This is a genomic window from Pseudomonas veronii (assembly GCF_001439695.1).
GTDB lineage: Bacteria > Pseudomonadota > Gammaproteobacteria > Pseudomonadales > Pseudomonadaceae > Aquipseudomonas > Aquipseudomonas veronii.
In genome coordinates this window covers 14,373-31,806 of the sequence record NZ_JYLL01000036.1, presented here as the reverse complement: position 1 = coordinate 31,806, position 17,434 = coordinate 14,373, and the positions used below count along the sequence as shown (strand labels likewise).

General features: G+C 62.0%; 18 protein-coding genes. 6 read left to right on the top strand and 12 right to left on the bottom strand.

Going from position 1 to position 17,434, the window contains the following annotated elements; translation table 11 throughout:
• The first annotated feature begins 55 nt into the window (after nucleotides 1–55).
• The 4 genes from bamJ (at nucleotide 56) to TU80_RS27490 (ending at nucleotide 2,374) form a co-directional block, all read left to right on the top strand.
• On the top strand, nucleotides 56–787 hold the full coding sequence (gene bamJ / locus TU80_RS27505) for a BamJ family beta-barrel-assembly machinery protein (protein WP_017846882.1): 732 nt from the start codon (nucleotides 56–58) through the stop codon (nucleotides 785–787).
• 315 nt (nucleotides 788–1,102) lie between these two features.
• The gene (locus TU80_RS27500) at nucleotides 1,103–1,561 is read left to right on the top strand and encodes a YkvA family protein (RefSeq protein ID WP_017846883.1); all 459 of its coding nucleotides are present in this window, start codon (nucleotides 1,103–1,105) and stop codon (nucleotides 1,559–1,561) included.
• Nucleotides 1,562–1,667: 106 nt separating this feature from the next.
• Nucleotides 1,668–2,006 (top strand): helix-turn-helix domain-containing protein, encoded by a 339-nt coding sequence (locus tag TU80_RS27495; protein WP_046385332.1) that lies wholly within the window; start codon nucleotides 1,668–1,670, stop codon nucleotides 2,004–2,006.
• Nucleotides 2,003–2,374 (top strand): hypothetical protein, encoded by a 372-nt coding sequence (locus TU80_RS27490; protein WP_017846885.1) that lies wholly within the window; start codon nucleotides 2,003–2,005, stop codon nucleotides 2,372–2,374. Before TU80_RS27495 ends, TU80_RS27490 begins: the two co-directional genes overlap by 4 nt.
• On the opposite strand, the gene TU80_RS27485 is transcribed toward TU80_RS27490, so the two are convergent.
• Entirely contained in the window at nucleotides 2,371–4,140 is a 1,770-nt protein-coding gene (locus tag TU80_RS27485; protein WP_057005839.1) for a bifunctional diguanylate cyclase/phosphodiesterase, read from the bottom strand. The two genes, TU80_RS27490 and TU80_RS27485, sit on opposite strands and share 4 nt — an antisense overlap.
• A gap of 118 nt (nucleotides 4,141–4,258) precedes the next feature.
• Complete coding sequence (locus TU80_RS27480) at nucleotides 4,259–6,340, bottom strand: carboxy terminal-processing peptidase (RefSeq protein WP_169850794.1); 2,082 nt, start codon at nucleotides 6,338–6,340, stop codon at nucleotides 4,259–4,261.
• Nucleotides 6,341–6,478: 138 nt separating this feature from the next.
• Between TU80_RS27480 and TU80_RS27475 the strand changes: the two genes are divergently transcribed.
• Nucleotides 6,479–7,441 carry a zinc-binding dehydrogenase gene (locus TU80_RS27475; RefSeq protein ID WP_026140008.1) on the top strand — a complete coding sequence of 321 codons (963 nt, stop codon included), beginning with the start codon at nucleotides 6,479–6,481 and terminating at the stop codon, nucleotides 7,439–7,441.
• 128 nt (nucleotides 7,442–7,569) lie between these two features.
• Here TU80_RS27475 and TU80_RS27470 read toward each other — a convergent pair whose 3' ends face one another.
• The 6 genes from TU80_RS27470 to TU80_RS27445 form a co-directional block, all read right to left on the bottom strand.
• Nucleotides 7,570–8,223 carry an HAD family hydrolase gene (locus TU80_RS27470; RefSeq protein WP_017846889.1) on the bottom strand — a complete coding sequence of 218 codons (654 nt, stop codon included), beginning with the start codon at nucleotides 8,221–8,223 and terminating at the stop codon, nucleotides 7,570–7,572.
• A 31-nt stretch (nucleotides 8,224–8,254) separates the two neighbouring features.
• Nucleotides 8,255–9,244 (bottom strand): ABC transporter ATP-binding protein, encoded by a 990-nt coding sequence (locus TU80_RS27465; protein WP_057005837.1) that lies wholly within the window; start codon nucleotides 9,242–9,244, stop codon nucleotides 8,255–8,257.
• Nucleotides 9,241–10,041, bottom strand: a complete 801-nt coding sequence (locus TU80_RS27460) for an ABC transporter permease (protein WP_017846891.1) — start codon at nucleotides 10,039–10,041, stop codon at nucleotides 9,241–9,243. The genes TU80_RS27465 and TU80_RS27460 overlap by 4 nt, the downstream gene beginning before the upstream one ends.
• On the bottom strand, nucleotides 10,028–10,864 hold the full coding sequence (locus TU80_RS27455; RefSeq protein WP_164887057.1) for an ABC transporter permease: 837 nt from the start codon (nucleotides 10,862–10,864) through the stop codon (nucleotides 10,028–10,030). The genes TU80_RS27460 and TU80_RS27455 overlap by 14 nt, the downstream gene beginning before the upstream one ends.
• A gap of 5 nt (nucleotides 10,865–10,869) precedes the next feature.
• Nucleotides 10,870–11,676: an alkaline phosphatase family protein gene (locus TU80_RS27450; protein WP_057005836.1), complete on the bottom strand. Its 807-nt coding sequence runs from the start codon at nucleotides 11,674–11,676 to the stop codon at nucleotides 10,870–10,872.
• A 113-nt stretch (nucleotides 11,677–11,789) separates the two neighbouring features.
• Nucleotides 11,790–12,857 carry an ABC transporter substrate-binding protein gene (locus TU80_RS27445; protein ID WP_046491055.1) on the bottom strand — a complete coding sequence of 356 codons (1,068 nt, stop codon included), beginning with the start codon at nucleotides 12,855–12,857 and terminating at the stop codon, nucleotides 11,790–11,792.
• A gap of 351 nt (nucleotides 12,858–13,208) precedes the next feature.
• Here TU80_RS27445 and TU80_RS27440 point away from each other — a divergent pair, with 351 nt between their 5' ends.
• Nucleotides 13,209–13,934: a UTRA domain-containing protein gene (locus tag TU80_RS27440; protein ID WP_017846895.1), complete on the top strand. Its 726-nt coding sequence runs from the start codon at nucleotides 13,209–13,211 to the stop codon at nucleotides 13,932–13,934.
• On the opposite strand, the gene TU80_RS27435 is transcribed toward TU80_RS27440, so the two are convergent.
• From TU80_RS27435 to TU80_RS27420, 4 genes are read right to left on the bottom strand one after another with little or no spacing between them, the layout of a single operon-like run.
• Complete coding sequence (locus TU80_RS27435) at nucleotides 13,915–14,868, bottom strand: metal ABC transporter solute-binding protein, Zn/Mn family (RefSeq protein WP_057005835.1); 954 nt, start codon at nucleotides 14,866–14,868, stop codon at nucleotides 13,915–13,917. The two genes, TU80_RS27440 and TU80_RS27435, sit on opposite strands and share 20 nt — an antisense overlap.
• Nucleotides 14,868–15,767, bottom strand: a complete 900-nt coding sequence (locus TU80_RS27430) for a metal ABC transporter permease (protein WP_017846897.1) — start codon at nucleotides 15,765–15,767, stop codon at nucleotides 14,868–14,870. The genes TU80_RS27435 and TU80_RS27430 overlap by 1 nt, the downstream gene beginning before the upstream one ends.
• Nucleotides 15,764–16,510, bottom strand: coding sequence for a metal ABC transporter ATP-binding protein (locus TU80_RS27425; protein ID WP_057005834.1), 747 nt, complete (start codon nucleotides 16,508–16,510; stop codon nucleotides 15,764–15,766). Before TU80_RS27425 ends, TU80_RS27430 begins: the two co-directional genes overlap by 4 nt.
• Entirely contained in the window at nucleotides 16,507–17,427 is a 921-nt protein-coding gene (locus TU80_RS27420) for a metal ABC transporter substrate-binding protein (protein ID WP_017846899.1), read from the bottom strand. The genes TU80_RS27425 and TU80_RS27420 overlap by 4 nt, the downstream gene beginning before the upstream one ends.
• Nucleotides 17,428–17,434: the final 7 nt, after the last annotated feature.

The window sequence follows — 17,434 nt, the reverse complement described above, 5'->3', positions numbered from 1 at the left end:
GATAAGCTCGCGACTTTATTCGATTGCCCTTTTGGCGCATGAACAAGGAAATAGCATGAAACAGCATCGGTTGGCGGCGGCGGTGGCCCTGGTTAGCCTGGTACTTGCGGGTTGTGATTCGCAGACCAGCGTAGAGCTGAAAACCCCGGCGCAGAAAGCTTCCTACGGTATCGGCCTGAACATGGGCAAAAGCCTTGCCCAAGAAGGCATGGATGACCTGGATTCCAAAGCGGTAGCCCAGGGCATTGAAGATGCCGTCGGCAAGAAAGAGCAGAAGCTGAAAGACGACGAACTGGTTGAAGCGTTTGCCGCACTGCAAAAGCGTGCTGAAGAACGCATGGCCAAAATGAGCGAAGAGTCGGCAGCCGCCGGCAAGAAATTTCTCGAAGACAACGCCAAGAAAGACGGTGTAGTCACCACGGCTTCCGGCCTGCAGTACAAGATCACCAAGAAAGCCGACGGTCCTCAGCCTAAGCCGACCGACGTAGTGACTGTTCACTACACCGGCAAGCTCACCAACGGCACCACCTTTGACAGCTCCGTGGATCGCGGCAGCCCGATTGACCTGCCGGTCAGCGGCGTGATTCCGGGTTGGGTCGAAGGCCTGCAACTGATGCACGTCGGCGAGAAGGTCGAGTTGTACATCCCGTCCGACCTGGCTTACGGTGCCCAGAGCCCGAGCCCGGCGATTCCGGCCAACTCCGTGCTGGTATTCGACCTGGAACTGCTGGGTATCAAGGACCCGGCCAAGGCTGAAGCTCCTGACGCACCAGCCGCCAAGAAGTAATCGGCGCCTGAACACCCAACGCCCCGTCTCGACGGGGCGTTGTTGTTTCTGCCGCACGCTTGCACACTCAAGCCTGTGCAAACCCAAACGAACGTCCGTAAGGTGCGGCAGTCTGATCAAGACTCGAGTGCAGGTAGCCGGACGCAAGCGCCAAGTCAATGAATTCTTGGGTTTTTTTGATGTGCGCAAAAAACGCCCGATCTGACTGAAGGCCTTGTAAACCGTGGCTCTCAGCGGTGAAAACCGGCTCTGTTCACAAGGTTATCCACAATTTGTGTGGATAACCTTCTCTGTCCCATGGAACTGGAGTGCCGAATGAAACCACCCTTCAATTTCGCCCGTTTTCTGCCCATGGCCGCGCGCTTGCTGGGGCGTGGGCGTTTGCCGACGCTGTTGTTCGCCGTGGCGGCCAAGGGCGCAAGCCAGGGCAACCGCCTCGGTAAGCTCAAGGATGACCTCAAGTTGCTCCAGGCCCTGTGCCTGGCCTACTGGCGGGGCGAGTACCGCGCGATCAGCCCGAAGGCGCTGGTGTCGGTCGTCGCAGGACTGATGTATTTCCTCAGTCCGATCGATGCGATACCGGACTTTATTCCCATGTTCGGCATGCTCGACGACATCGCCGTGCTGGCCTGGGTCATGAAGAGCCTGAGCGCCGAACTGAGCGCCTTTCGCGCCTGGCGTGAGGCGCAGCGTCCGGAAAAGCTCGCCGTGGTTGAGCGCCTGCCTGCGACGCCCGCGCTGCTGGCCCAGGAAAACCGGCAAAAAACCCCATGATACGGCGATCCCCCTGCGACCTTTGTGGCTGTTAGGATTACACTCCTTAGGAAAGCGCTTAAGGAAAGTGCTTACTTAGTAAGTGTTGTTATCCTACGGGGCTGTCATGGATATTCAGATAATTTCACGGGATGGCGAACCCGAATATGCGGTGTTGCCATGGGATCAGTACCAGGCGCTGCTAAAAGCCGCCGGTCAGCAGCAACCCGCACCAGCACCTTCTTCTACTGCCCACGCCGCGCCAGCCCAGGACCTGCACCCGCTTGCAGACCTGCGCGGCTTGCGCGAAGCCAAGGGCCTGGCTATTGAAGCCCTGGCCCGTACCGTGGGGATCAGCCCCTCGTACCTCGGATTGATCGAAAGTGGTGAACGCCAGCCGGATGCCGCGATCCGCCGCAGTCTGGCCTGGGAATTGGGCGTGGCAGGTTGGAGGGATGAATCTTGAGCCTACGTATCAGCCGTCAACACTGGGATGGGTTACTCCACGAACTGGACCAGGCGCGCCGCCAGCGCCACTTGCTGACTTACCGTGCGCTGCTGGAGCGCCTGCAATTTCCCACGCCGGCGATGCAGACCCTCACCGCCGCCCTGGAACATCTGGCGGCGCTGGATGCCAAGGCCGAGCAGCCATTGCGCAGTTCCCTGGTGATCAGCCAGGGTGCCAGCCGCCTGCCGCGTACCGGTTTTTTTGAATGCGTGGAGCGCCTGGGGCGTTTTTGCGGGCCTTCCGATGGCGTGGCCGCCGCGTCCTGGCACGCTTCGGAGGTGGTGCGCGTGTTCGAATACGAGTACCCGGAATCCGCCGAGGCTTAAACCGGCAGGGGCAGCATGTCCAGGCTGTCGATCACGTGGATGCTGTAACCGGCGATGTCCTTGGCATGGTGTTTGGCCTGGGACGCCAGCTCCGCCAACTGGCTGGCATCGAGTTGTCCACAGGCCTGTGGATACAAATGCACCACGCCGATGGACAGCGACAACAGAGCATATTCCTGGCGCACACCCTGGCGGTTCAAGGCCACAAAGCAGCCGGCGTCCAGATGTTCGGCGCGATAGAAGCGTCGGCATTGGGTGTGGAAATCGTCCAGCAGTTGATTGAGCCGTTTGCGCCAATCCTGCGGCCCGAGCACCAGCAAAAAGTCATCGCCGCCGATATGCCCGACAAAGTCGCGGCTGGGGTCGACCCGGTCATTCAGGCATTGCGCCAGGCACAGCAGCACTTCATCACCACGCCCGTAGCCATAGATGTCATTGAACGGCTTGAAGCTGTCGATATCCACGTAGCAAATCACCGACTCGCGTTGCTGCTGCAACAGTCGTGTCAGGCACTGCTGGATCGGCACGTTGCCCGGTAGCAGGGTCAACGGGTTGGCGTAGCGCGCCTGCTGGATCTTCAGCTCGGTGATCAGCTTGAGCACATCGATCACCCGGCCCAGGCCGAGGTAGTCGCCGTTCAGCGTGATGATGAAGTCTTCCTCGATGCGTTGGCGGGCGCGGCTGGTCAGCAGCCGGCTGACCTGTTGCAGGGACTGGCTCAACTCCACCGCGAGAAAATCATCGCTCATCAGGCGGCTGATCGGCTTGCGCGCGAATAGGTCGGTGGCGAACGGTTTGAGCAGGGCGTCGGACAACGAATGGCGATGCACAATCCCGACCGGCCGGTCGCGCCCATCCAGCACCGCCAGGGAGTTGAGGTTGGCCTGGCGGCGGAAGGACTCCAGCACCTGGGCGGTGGCGGTGTCCTGATTCACTGCCGGCTGCTCGTTGAGCAGGGCGCTGAGGTCACTGCCTTCTTCGCTGAGGGCAATGTTGGCGTTATCGGGTTTGGGTAGCATCAGGCGCGCTTCCTGCGGCGGGTGTTCTTGGGGACGACAGAGCAAATAACCCTGGACCAGGTCGACCCCCATCTCGGTCAGCACCGCCAGCTCTTCCGGCAGCTCGATGCCTTCGGCAATCACCTGGGCGCGCGACGCCCGGGCGATCTGCAGGATAGAACCGACAAATTCGCGCTTGAGCGCGTCCTGGTGGATGCCGTCGATAAAGTGCCGATCGATCTTCACGTAATCCGGACGCAGTTCCGACCACAAGCGCAGGCTGGAATACCCTGCGCCCAAGTCGTCGAGTGCGATGGCGAAACCCATGTCGCGGTAGTGATGCAGGGCGGTTTGCAGCAGGTCGAAATCGTCGGTGGGCGACTGCTCGGTGAGTTCGATCACCACTTGGCTGGGGGGGATGCCGAAGTCCCGCAGCAGTTGCAGGGTGCGGCCCGGTTGGTGCGCGGTTTCCATCAGGGATTCCGGCGAGATATTGAGAAACAGCTTGCCCGGCAACTTCTGCTCGCTGAAGCGTCGGCATGCGCTTTCGCGGCAGGCTATTTCCAGTTCGCTGAGGCGCCCGGCATGGCCGGCCACGGCAAACAGGGCGACCGGGGAGTGCAGCGGGCTGTTGGACGGGCCACGGCTGAGGGCTTCGTAGCCGAGGATACGCCGCTCGGACAGACAGATGATCGGTTGGAACAGGCTGTGCAAACTGCCTTGAGCCAGGATAGAGCCCAATGCATTCAGCTGTTCGGTCATGGTCATGGCGATCTCGATCGAAAAAAAAGGACCGCAGGCGGTGAGCCGACGGTCCTTTATTTCACGACAGAATGATGTCTATATGATGACACTCTGCGGAGCGATCACATTAAATAGCCATCATTTACTGCTTGGCCACCTGTTTGGTCACTTTCAGGTAGTCCAGCAGAATCCGGCCTGTCTCGGCCAGGTAGGCGTCGTCTTCCGGCTTGGTTTTATCCGCCTCGGCCGGCAGCGCGTCTTCATCTTCTTTCTTCAGTTCCTTGAGTGGGTCTTCGCCCTTGGCCTTGCGGCGGACGTTTTCCAGCACCAGTTGCTGATTCTCGATGTCGGCGTGCTGCTTGCGACGATCCACTTCATTGAGGCTGACGGATTTTTCTTCCATCAGCTTCTTGGCCAGGGCCAGCTTGTCGCGGATGAACACGAACTCGGCATCCTTGGCGGAGCGGGTGTCGTGGTCAGCCTTCAACTGCGCCAGGAATGGCTTGAACGGGTCCGACGCGGGCTTGATCGCAGGACGGATGGTGTCCCACGGCATGGCCTCGGGCAGGGCGCTCTCGCCGATTTCCTTGGTGTCGATGATCGACGGGAAGTCGATGTCCGGCAGCACGCCCTGATGCTGGGTGCTCTGCCCGGAAACCCGGTAGAACTTGGCCAGGGTCAGTTTCAGCTCGCCATGGTTCAGCGGCTGGATAGTCTGCACGGTGCCTTTGCCGAAGGTCTGGCCGCCGATGATCAAGGCGCGGTGATAGTCCTGCATGGCGCCGGCGAAAATCTCCGAGGCCGAGGCCGACAGGCGGTTGACCAGCAACGCCATCGGGCCTTTGTAGAAGGCGCCCGGGTTCTCGTCTTCAAGCACGTCGACACGGCCGTCAGCGTTGCGCACCAACACGGTCGGACCCTTGTCGATAAACAGGCTGGTCAGCTCGGTGGCTTCCTGCAGGGAGCCGCCGCCGTTGTTGCGCAGGTCGATGACCACGCCGTCGACTTTTTCTTTCTGCAGCTCGGTCAGGATCTTCTTAACGTCGCGCGTGGTGCTCTTGTAGTCCGGATCGCCGGCCCGGAAGGCCTTGAAGTCCAGGTAGAAGGCCGGGATTTCAATCACGCCCAGCTTGTAGTCCTTGCCATCCTGCTTGAGGTTGAGGACTTTCTTCTGCACGGCCTGGTCTTCGAGTTTCACCGCTTCACGAGTGATGGACACGATCTTGCTGGTCTGGTCGTTCGGCGCATTGGTGTGCGGAATCACTTCCAGGCGCACCACGCTGCCTTTCGGCCCACGGATCAGCTTGACCACTTCGTCCAGGCGCCAGCCGACCACATCGACCATCTCTTTGTCGGCCTGGGCCACGCCGATGATCTTGTCGGCAGGGGCGACCTGCTTGGTCTTGTCTGCCGGACCGGCCGGTACCAGACGCACGATTTTCACCTGGTCATTGTCGCTTTGCAGGACGGCACCGATGCCTTCCAGCGACAGACTCATGTTGATATCGAAATTTTCCGCGTTATCCGGCGACAGATAATTGGTGTGCGGATCGTAGGACATCGCGAAGGTGTTGATGTAGGCCTGGAAGATATCTTCGGCACGGGTCTGGTCCAGACGTGCCAGCTGATTCTTGTAGCGCTTGGTCAACAGCTCTTGAATGGCCTTTGGCTCTTTGCCGGCGATCTTCAGGCGCAGCACTTCGTCCTTGACGCGTTTGCGCCACAGGTCATCCAGGGCGGCGGTGCTGGTCAGCCAAGGGGCGTCCTTGCGATCCACCAGAAGGCTTTCCTTCTCGGTGAAGTCGAACTTGTCGATGCCTTTGTCCAATTCACCCAGGGCGAAGTCCAGACGCGCTTTGACGCGGTCCAGGTAACGCTTGTAGATGGTGAACCCGGGCTGCAGGTCGCCGCTCTTGAGGAAGTCGTCGAACTGGGTCTTCCACTTGTCGAACTCAGCGATGTCGCTGGCCAGGAAGTAGCTGCGCGACGGGTCCAGCAGCTTGAGGTAGCTGTCATAGATGATCACCGAGCGAGCGTCGTCCAGCGGCGGCTTGCTGTAGTGATGACGCTTGAGCAACTCGACGACGTTAAGGCTGGCAATCACCTCATCGCGATCAGGCTGAAGATTGTCCCAGCTGTTGGCTGCGAACGTATTGGTCGACATCGACGACAAGCCGAGACCAATGAAAAGAGCTAGGGCGGTGCTTGGGAACAAATGCTTCATGCTGATTCGACGCGGGGGCAATTGATAACGCATATTAGGCCGTCTTTGAAGTCGCCGGTTCCATTTGGGCCGGTCGCATAATGCAAAAAGCCCGGCGATACAGCTACGGGCTCAGTCCAGACTCACTATGGAGGCACTGTGAAAGCATTGCAAGGCGTTGAAGGTCATGTGGAGTGGTTGGAAGAGCCAAGTCCTACATGCGATGTAGGTCAGGTTCGCATTCGGGTGGCGGCTGCGGGCCTCAATCGTGCCGATTTATTGCAGCGTGCGGGGCTGTATCCGCCGCCGCCGGGCGTCAGCAAGGTGTTGGGCCTGGAGTGTTCCGGGGTGATCAGCGAGGTCGGCGCGGGTTCGTCCTGGCAGGTCGGCGACCGCGTCTGCGCGCTGCTGGCCGGCGGCGGCATGGCCGAGGAAGTGGTGGTGGACGCCCGTCACGTGCTGCCGGTGCCGGAAGGCCTGTCGTTGATCGAAGCGGCGGCATTGCCCGAGGTGTATAGCACCGCGTGGTTGAACCTGTTCCAACTGGCGGGCGTCAAGCCCGGCGAGAAGGTGTTGCTGCATGCCGGCGCCAGTGGCGTGGGTTCGGCGGCGATCCAGTTGTGCAAGGCATTCGGCAGCCCGTGCTGGGTCAGTGTCGGCTCGGCGGATCGGTTGGCCTACTGTGAAGCCCTCGGCGCCCAGGGCGGCGTGGTCCGCACGGACGGTATCGAAGGGCTGCGGGATTTCGGGCCGTTCGACGTCATCCTCGACCCGGTCGGCGCCAGCTACGCGGCGCTGGACCTCAAGTTGCTGGCCCTGGACGGTCGTTGGGTGCTGATCGGCCTGATGGGCGGGCGCGAGGCGCAACTGGACCTGGCGCAGGTGCTGGGCAAGCGAGTGCAACTGCTGGGCTCGACCCTGCGCAGCCGTGACGATCAGTTCAAGGCCGACCTGTTCAGTGACCTGAGCCAGCATGTCTGGCCGTTGTTTGCCGAAGGCCGCTTGAGCCCGCAACTGGCCAAGACCTTCCCGATCAACGATGCCGAGGCGGCGTTTGCGGAGCTGGCGACCAACCAGATTTCCGGCAAGTTGGTGTTGGTGATCGACGACAGCCTGACCTGATCCCGAATTGGAATGTGGTCAATGTGGGAGGGGGCTTGCCCCCGATGGCGGTGTATCAGATGAAATATTCTTCACTGACACACCGCCATCGGGGGCAAGCCCCCTCCCACATTTGGATCTTGGTCGAATCAGGCCCAGCGGTGGACCGGCCAGCCGGCTTTTTCGGCGTGCTCGCGCAATACCGGGTCGGGGTTCACCACCTGCGGGTTATCCACCTTCAGCAGCAGCGGCAGATCATTGCGCGAATCCGAATAGAAGTACGCGCCTTCCAGGGTTTCTCCTTCCTGCTCCAGCCATTCGAGCAAACGGGTGATCTTGCCTTCGCGGTAGGTCAGGACGCCGACAGTACGGCCGCTGTACACGCCGTGGCTGACATCCAGCTCGATCCCCAACACTTCGTCGATGCCGATACGCGCCGCAATCGGCGTGACCAGGTGGGTGCCCGACGCGGAAATCACCAGCACCCGGTCGCCGTTCGCGCGGTGGCGGGCGATGGTGCGGGTGGCGTCGCTGTAGATCAGCGGTTCGATCACGTCCTCGACCCAGGGCTCCACCAGGTGCTCGATCTCCTCCGGCGTGCGGCCGATCATCGGCTCCAGGCTGAAGTCCATGAACTCTTCCATGGCCAGCTTGCCCTGGCTGTAGGCGTCCATCAGTTCGTTGTTCTTGCGCATGAACGACTCGGGGTCGACCCAGGCCAGGCGGCCCATCTGCTCGCTCCACAGGGTGGCGCAGTCGCCGTGGATCAGGGTGTCGTCCAAATCAAAAATTACCAATGCCATCCGTCACACTCTCTTAAAAAATCACTGCTGCTCAGGCTACTTCACACAGTGCGCTCGGGTCGATGGAAAGTGCCAGGCGCTGGCCGTCGGGGTGCAGATCGTCCGCCGAGCGGTTGAGCACGTCCACCACCAATTCCACGCCGCGCGCTTCGATACGGTAGCGAATCACGTTGCCCAGCAGGCTGTGGCTGCGCACCAGGGCGTCGAGTTCGCCGCTGCGGCTCAGTTCGATGGCTTCCGGGCGAATCGCGATGCGCCCGCTGATCGGCCGTTGCAGCAGTTGGCTGGCCTTGTCCGCGTCGAGCAGGTTGTAGTTGCCGATGAACCCGGCGGCAAACACATCCACCGGCGCGGTGTAGAGGGTTTCGGCATCGCCGCTTTGCACGATCTTGCCCTGGTTCATCAGGAAGATCCGATCGGACATGGTCAGCGCTTCTTCCTGGTCATGGGTCACGAAAATCGTGGTCAGGCCCAACTCGCGCTGGATCTGGCGGATCTGCTCGCGCAGGTGCTTGCGGATGCGCGCATCCAGCGCCGACAGCGGTTCATCCAGCAGCAACAGGCGCGGGCGGGTCACCAGGGAGCGGGCGAGGGCCACGCGCTGGCACTGGCCGCCGGACATCTGGTGCGGGTAGCGCCCGGCCAGCTCCTTGAGCTCCACCAGTTGCAGCACGTCCTGCACGCGTTTGTGGCTGTCGTCGGCGTTGACCTTTTGCATGCGCAGGCCGAAGGCGACGTTTTGTTCCACGGTCATGTTGGGGAACAGCGCATAGCTCTGGAACACCATGCCGATCTGCCGTTTCTGCGGGCTCAAGGGCACGATGTCGTGGCCGTCGAGGAGGATCTGGCCACTGTCGACCGAGGTCAGGCCGGCGATGCAGCGCAGCAAGGTGGACTTGCCGCAGCCGGACGGGCCGAGCAGGGTGACGAATTCGCCCTTGGCGATCTCGCAGTTGATGTCACTGAACACCGGGGTGCCGGCGTAGCCTTTTTGCAGGTGTTGGACGCTGACGAAGCTCATTGGCTTTTGTCCTTGTTCAAGATGTTGGCGGCCCAGGTCAGCACCAGCACAAAGAAGAAATAGGAAATGACCACGGCACTGGTGAAGTGGCCGCTGCTGTTGCGCATGTTGTTCAGGTACACCTGCAGGGTTTCGTAGCGCGTGCCGACGAGGATATTGGCGAACACGAACTCACCGAACAGGAACGAAAACGACAGCAGCAACGCCACCATCAGGCCCTTGCGCAGGTTGGGCAGCACCACCAGGATCGCTGCCTGCCAGGTGCTGGCGCCGAGCAGTTGCGCGGCGTCCATCAGGTCGCGCAGGTTGATGGCTTGCAGGTTGTTGGTGATCGCGCGGTACATGAACGGCAGCGCCACGGTGAAGTAGCAGCCGATCAGAATCCACGGCGTCCCCACCATCGCCAGCGGCCCGGAGCCATAGAGTTGCAGCAGGCCCACCGACGACACCACCGGCGGCACCGCGAACGGCAGCAGGATCAGGATGTTCATCAACGCGTCGAGCCTGGGGAAGTGGTAATGCACCACGAACAGCAGCGGCAGGATCAGCACCACCGACAAAATCAACGCGCCCACGCACACCAGCAGGGACTGGCCGAAAGCCATCAGAAAGCGCGGGTCGCTCCACAGTTGCACGTACCACTTCACGGTAAAGCCGGCCGGCAAGATCGTCGCCGACCAGCTGCTGGCAATGGAGTAGACAAAGGTGCCGATCAGCGGCAGCACCAGGATCGCGAATAACAGGTACACCACCACCCGGTGGTAGAGAGAGGCCGGGCCGGCTTCAGCGCGAGACATGGTAGCTCCTCTTGAGCAGCAATTGATGGACCACGGTGACCACGGTCATCAGCGCCACCAGCACCACGGCCAGGGCGCTGGCCATGTTCGGGTCCAGGGAGATGTCGCCGGACACCATCGCTGCGATCCGGATCGGCAATACGTTGAAATTGCCGGTGGTCAGCGCGTAGACCGTGGCGTAGGCGCCGAGGGCGTTGGCCAGCAGGATCACGAAGGTGCCGAGCAGCGCGGGGGTCAGCACCGGCAGGCCGATGTGGCGCCAGAACTGCCAGCCGTTGGCGCCCAGCAGGGCGGCGGACTCGCGCCAGTCTTCGCGCAACGCATCGAAGGCCGGGTAGAGCAGCAGCACGCCCAGCGGGATCTGGAAGTAGGTGTAGAGAATGATCAGGCCGGTCTTGGAGTACAGGTTGAAGTCCTGAATGATCCCGGCCTGCTTGAGCATGATGGTGATGCTGCCGTTGAAACCGAGCAGGATGATGAAGGCAAAGGCCAGGGGCACGCCGGCGAAGTTGCTGGTCATGTTGGCGAAGGCGGTGACGAAGTTGCGCAGCGGCGAGTCCACGCGGCGCAACGAGTAGCTGCCGAGCACCGAAATGATGATGCCGAACACGCTGGAGTAGAAGCTGATCTCCAGGCTGTACTGGATCGCCTGCAGGTAGAACTTCGAACTGAAGATTTTGCTGAAGTTGGCCAGGCCCCAGCCGAACTCTTCCGATTGCAGGCTGTTGATCATCACCCACGCCAGCGGGGCAATTTCAAACACGATGAAGAACAGCGCGAAAGGCATCAGGCAGAGGATTGCCAGCCATTTGCTGCGGGTCATGGCACTCACTTCAACAGCTCCCGGCAGACAGGTTTGTCGTGGGGCACGCCCAGCAACGCGCAGACGGTGCCGCACAGCTCGGTTTGCCTGGGCGTGGCGTCGGGATCGAAGGTGAAGGCCGAGCCGATCACGAACAGCGGCACTTCGCGTTCTTCCGGCAGCAGGCCGTTGTGGGAGCGGTCGTTGTTCATGCCGTGGTCGGCGGTCACCAGCACCTGATAGCCGGCGTCGAGCCAGCCTTGCAGGTAGTCGGCCAGGAGGATGTCGGCCGAGCGTGCGCTGTTGCGGTATTGCGCGCTGTCGAGGCCGTGCTTGTGACCGGCGTCGTCGATGTTCATCGGGTGGACGACCAGCAGGTTCGGCGCGTGTCTGCAGCGCAGGCTTTCGGCGTCGGCGAACAGGTGCGAATCCGGGTAGTGGTCCTGCCAGTAGAAGTGCCCGTGCTGGATCGCCAGGGTCTTGTCGTCGGTATGCCGGTCACGGGCGGCGATAAAGGGCGTGCGGTTATACAACTCGCTGACCCAGTGATAGGCCGCCGCGGCGGTGGTGAGACCGGCGTCGCGGGCGTAATGGAACAGGCTGCGCTGGTTGGACAGGCGCGACACATGGTTGTGGGTGATGCCGCTGTCGATCGGCGGCACGCCAGTGAAGATGCATTCGTAGAGCGGCCGGGAGAGTGACGGCAGTTCACATTCGAGTTTGTAGAGGGCTGCGCGTCCTGCGCCGACGTAGGCTTGCAGATGCCCCATGGCATGACGGGCAACCTCGAAGTTCAGGCCGTCGAGCACCACAAGGATGACGTTGTGCTTCATAGGGGGAGACGCTCCGCAACAGATGGGTTTGGATCGGGTTTGCGGTTGGGACCGGAACAAATGTGGGAGCAGGCAAGCCTGCTCCCACACTGACCGCATCTACAGCTCAGGCATTACTGCATATTGATGATGACTTCTTCCTGCCACTTCTGCGGCAGTGCCTTGGAGCTCTTCTCCCAGGCGTCGGCATCCTTGATCGGGGTGACGTGCTTGTATTGCTCGTTCGGCAGCAGCTTGTCCTGCACTTCCTTCGGCAACGTCAGGTGTTCGGCGCGAATCGGCCGCGCATTGCCCTTGGCCAGGTTGATCTGGCCGGCGTCGCTGAAGATGTATTCGCGGGCCAGTTTGGCGGCGTTCGGGTGCTTGGCGTATTTATTGATGATGGTGGTGTAGCCGGAAATCACCGAACCGTCCGATGGGATCAGCACCACGTAGTCATCCGGGTTGGCCATCTTGGCTCTGTAGCTCAAACCGTTGAAATCCCAGACTACGCCGACTTCCACTTCGCCCTTTTCCATGGTGGCGATGGTCGGGTTGGCGAGGGACAGGCGACCTTGCTTGGCGATGTCGGCGAACATCAGCAGGGCCGGCTGCAGGTTTTTCTCGTCGCCCTTGTTGGCGATGGCGGCGGCCAGCACACCGTTGGCGGCTTGGGCGGCGGTGCTCACGTCACCGATGGAGACCTTGTATTTGCCGCTCTTCAAGTCAGCCCAGCTGGTTGGTACGTCCGAGCCGTGCAGCAGCTTTTTGTTGACGATAAAGGCGATGGTGCCGGTGTAGGCCAGCGCCCAGTTGCCGTCTTTATCTTTCGCCCAATCCGGGACCTGGGCCCAGGTGCTTGGTTTGTAAGGCTGGACCACGCCCTGTTTCACCGCGATCGGGCCGAAGGCCGCGCCGACGTCGCCGATATCGGCACTGGCGTTGTCTTTCTCGGCGGCGAACTTGGCGATTTCCTGGGCCGAGCTCATGTCGGTGTCGATGTGCTTGAGGCCGTAGGTCTTGGCCAGGTCATCCCAGGTGCCTTTCCAGTTGGCCCAGTCATCGGGCATGCCGACGCTGTTGACGGCGCCTTCCGCTTTTGCGGCGGCTTCGAGCGTTTTTAGATCGGTATCAGCGGCCATGGCGGCGGTGCACATGGCAATGGTCGAGCCTAACAGTGATGCCAGGAAAAGCTGTTTCATCCGAAGCTCCTTTGGGCGTTTTCAACGCGGCGTTTTATATGAACGTTAGCGGTGGTGTTGGTCTAGGTCAGCAATACCTGAGCCAATCTAGGCGGGATGGATGACAGTTTCATGTCGATGTCGTTTTTGAAGCGCCGATGTCGCTCGGCGCAGGTTTAGCGTAGACCATGCCCAAGCGCCCGCAGGCCTTGGACTTGGCCGACGGATTGCAAGGTTTGTCACGAGGCTCGACCGGGGTTGTCATCTGTCGGTCATCTGCAATGCCTAGGCTGGCATGCAGTGATACAAGCCCATTTATTGAGCGGTTTATGCACCTGAACGGTGCTGGTCTAGTCCAGATAGGTAACGTTGATGCGTGATGAGGCAATCAAGGCGGTGACATCCATCGGCCTGGCGCTGCAAGAGCAGATCGACCATGGCCTTTTGCCGCCAGCCAGCAAACTGCCCGCCGAGCGCAAGCTCAGCGAGTTGTTTGGTACCACCCGGATTACGGTGCGGGAAGCCTTGTTACAACTGGAGGCCCAAGGCCAGATCTATCGCGAGGAGCGCCGTGGCTGGTTTGTCTCGCCGCCGCGCCTGGCCTACAACCTGATGCAGCGCAGCCACTTTCACGCAATGGTCAACGACCAGGGCCGCGTGGCGTCGACCGAGGTGATCAGCGCGCGGCTGCAACCGGCATCGGCGGCGGTGTGTGCGTGGCTGCAATTGCCGGCGCTATCCAGCGTGATCCAGATCTGCCGCCGGCGCAGGATCGATGAGCGCCTGGTGTTGTATGTGGAGCACTACCTGAACCCGCAGTATTTCCCCGGGATTCTGGCCTGCGACCTGAACCAGTCGATGACCGAGCTGTACGCGCGCAAGTACGATTTGCACTACGGGCGGGTACGCTTCGAGATTGTGCCGACCTCACTGCCGGTGGAAGCCGCCGCCGCGTTGCGCGTGTCGGTGGGCAGCCCGGGCTTGCGTATCGCCCGGGTCAACTATGACCAGCATCAGCGTTTGATCGACTGCGACCTGGAGTTCTGGCGGCATGATGCCATCCACGTGGGCGTGGATGTCATGGGCTCAGCGTCTTGATCAGTTGATCCACATTGCTTTCCAACGCCGTCACCGGGTCGGCGCCGTCGACGTTCAAGACCAGCAGTTGCGCGCCGCCGGCCGTCACCGCGGTTTGCACCGCCGCGCTTGGCGGGCGATGGTGCAGCACCACGGCCACCTCGTGGTCCTTCAGGCGGCTGCTCAGTTGCTGTAAGGCCTCGGGCGTCCAGTCGGCATCTGGGCGTGCGTCGGTGTCGAGCACTTCCAGGTTCAAGCTGCCGAGCAGATACGCAAAGTGATCACTCAGGCTGACCACGCTCAGGTTATCCGCCTGGGCCAGCCGTGCTTCGCTGTCGGCGGTGAGCTTGAGCAGGCGCAGCTTGAGGGCGGCCAGGTTCGCGTCGATTTGCGCCTTCGCGCCCGGTGCCAGGCGGCTCAGGTCGGCGGCCATCACATCGGCCATGCGCCCCATATTGTTGCTCGATTGCCACGGCTGGCTGTTCAAGCCATCGCTGACGCCCGGTTGCACCGCGATCCCCGGCAGGCCACCGTCCACCGGGCGCGCGGCGTCCACTTCGACGATGCGGATATTGCTGCGTCGCGCCACCGGGTACAGCGGGTCATCGGCCCACAGCGAACGCAAGCCGATGACGGCATCGGCATCCATCGCCAACGTGCTCAAGGCCGGCGCGCCACGACCGGTGAAGTAGGACACCTGCCGCGAACCGGGCAGGTTGGCCGGCGCGGCGCGTTCGAGCTGTACGTCGCTGCCTTTAAGCAGCAGCTCCGCCAGGCCATAGGTAATGGGCAACGAGGCGAGGACCTTCACAGGTTTTTTCGCTTTGGTCAGCGCGGCGTGGCCCAGGCCTTGGTTGACTTTGAAACTCTTCGGATCAAAACCGTCGACGGCCAGCGCCGACGCGCTGGTCAGGCAAGCGATGGCCAAGGCCAGTGAGCGAAAGACAGGGTGCATTATCCAAGATTCCCTTTGAGGCTGGGCACGGTGCCGCGCGCGATGGCGGCGAGGGCGAAGGCGATACCGGCGACCAGGATGATCGCGGCGCCGGAGGGGATGGGCAGGTCGAAGATGATCGGCAGCAGGATGCCGCACAACGTGCTGACGGTGGCAATCGCCACGGAGACCCAGAAGAAGCCTTTGAGCGACTGGCTCAGCAAGCGTGCCGCCGCTGCCGGAATCACCAGCAGCGCGCCCACCAGGATCGCCCCGATGACCTTGACCGCTGCGACGGTGATCAACGTCACCAGGATCACGAACAGGTAATCCAGGGTCTTCACCGCCACCCCGCGTACCGCCGCCAATTGCGGGTTGAAGCTGGCGAGCATGATGCGGTTGTACAGCGGCAGGGCGAGGGCCATCACCAGCGAACCGACAATCGCCAGCACCAGCAGGTCGTTGCCATTGACCGTCAACACCGAACCGAACAGCACGTTTTCCAGGATGTGAACGTTGATCTTGCCCGCCAGTATCAACAGCAGGCTTGCGCCCAACGCCAGGGACACCGAGAGGAACACCCCGATCAAGGTATCCGGCGCCAGGCCGGTGCGGTTGCGCAGGTAATTGAGCAGGATGCCGAACAGCAGGCAGTAGCCGAACAGCGCGCCATAGGGCCCGGTGTAGGGTTCGCCGAGCAGAATGCCCACGGCCACGCCGGTCAGCGCGGCATGGCCGACCGCTTCGGAGAAAAACGCAAAGCGTTTGACCACCACCAGCGTCCCCAGGCCGCCCAGCACCGGGCCGATCAGCAGGCCGGCGAGCAGGGCGTTGACCACAAAACCATAGGCCAGCGCCTCCGGCAGGTAACCGGAAGAGGCCCAGCCCTGGACCATCAGGCGAAACGCTTCATAACTCATGGCGCCAGGCTCCGAGGATGGGTGGAGAACAGGGTCAGCAGGCGATCCGGGGTCAGTGCCGCTTTGGGTGTGGCGTCGAACAGCACGCGGCGGTTCAGGCCGGTGACGCGGTCGGCGAGGCGGCCCACGGCGTCCAGGTCGTGCTCGATCCACAGCACGGTGATCCCGGCGCGGCGCCAGTCATCGAGCAGACGTTCGAACACCTGGATACCGGCTTCATCGAGGGCCGACATCGGCTCATCCAACACCAGCAATTGCGGGGCCGGGATCAGCCCCTGGGCGAGCAGCACGCGCTGACGTTCACCGCCCGACAACGCGCCCATGCGCCGTTTGCGTTTGTCCTGCAGGCCGACCCGCTCCAGGGCCTCGCCGATGGCGCCGGCGTAATGCCTGGACAGCCCGAGAAACGCCGGGCGCCGCTGACACATCGCCGCCATGAAGTCATCCACGGTCATCGGCAGGCCGCGGTCGAACTCCAACGCCTGGGGCACATAACCAATGGTGCCGGGCGTGTCCGGCCACGTCAGGCGCAGTTGCCCCTGGTGCGGCGTTTGCCCCAGCAGCGTTTTGATCAGCGAGCTTTTCCCGCCGCCGTTCGGGCCCACCAGTGCATGGATGCTGCCTGGCTGCACCTGGAAGCTCACGTCATCGAGGATCACGGTGCGGCCCAGGGTCAGCGACACCTTGTCGAAGTCGATCGTCGGGCCGACGCTGACCATGCTCAAGCGTTGCGCCGCCGTCATGCCCCTGACTCCTGAATCGCCCGCACCACCGTGTTGAGGTTGCCGGTCATTTCCACTTCGTACTTTTCAGCGCTGTATTCGCCGTAGGAGATATGCGACAGCGGGTACAGCCGGACCCCGGATTCACGCTGGATGGTCTCGACGTAGGTGGACGGGAAATCCATCTCCGAGAAGATCACTTTCACATCCAGGGCGCGCAATTCATCGATGGTTTTCTTCAACTGGCTCGGGCTGGGTTCGATGCCGTGGGCCGGCTCGACCACGGCGGTGACTTCCAGGCCGAACTCGCGCAGCAGGTAGTCGTAGGCTGCGTGGACCGTGGCCACGCGCAGGTCCGGGTTGGGTGCGCGGGTCAGCTTGGCCAGGGCCTCGGCGCGCATCTGCCGCAGGCGCTTGCCGTAGGCGCGGGCGTTCTGGGTGTAGGTTTTGGCGTTGTCCGGGTCGAGCTTGCCCAGTTCGCGGGCGATGTTGTTGACCTGGGCAATCGAGGCACTGATCGACAGGAAGGTGTGCGGGTTGACCACCTTGCCGGCGCCGCGCGCGGCGTTGCCGGTGGCGGCCAGCAGCGGCACGTTGGCGTTGGCTTCGATCACCGGGATGTCCGGCCGCTCGCTGGTGGCGATCATGCGGTCGGCGAAATCGTCGTGGCCGACCCCGTTGAGCACGATCACATCCAGGGTGCCGATGCGCTTGATGTCGTCGGCGCGCGGCTCGTAGGCATGTGGGTTGAAACCGGCCGGAATCAGCGGCACCACCTCGGCCTTGTCGCCGACGATGTTGGCGACGTAGCTGTAGTAAGGATGCAGGGTGATGCCGATCCGCAGGCGCTTGGCTGCCTCGGCGTTGGCCAGCGGAGCGAGCAGCAGGCTGATCAGGCTGACCAGCAGCAGGCGTACAAGGGGCGATGAAATAGACATGGGCAAT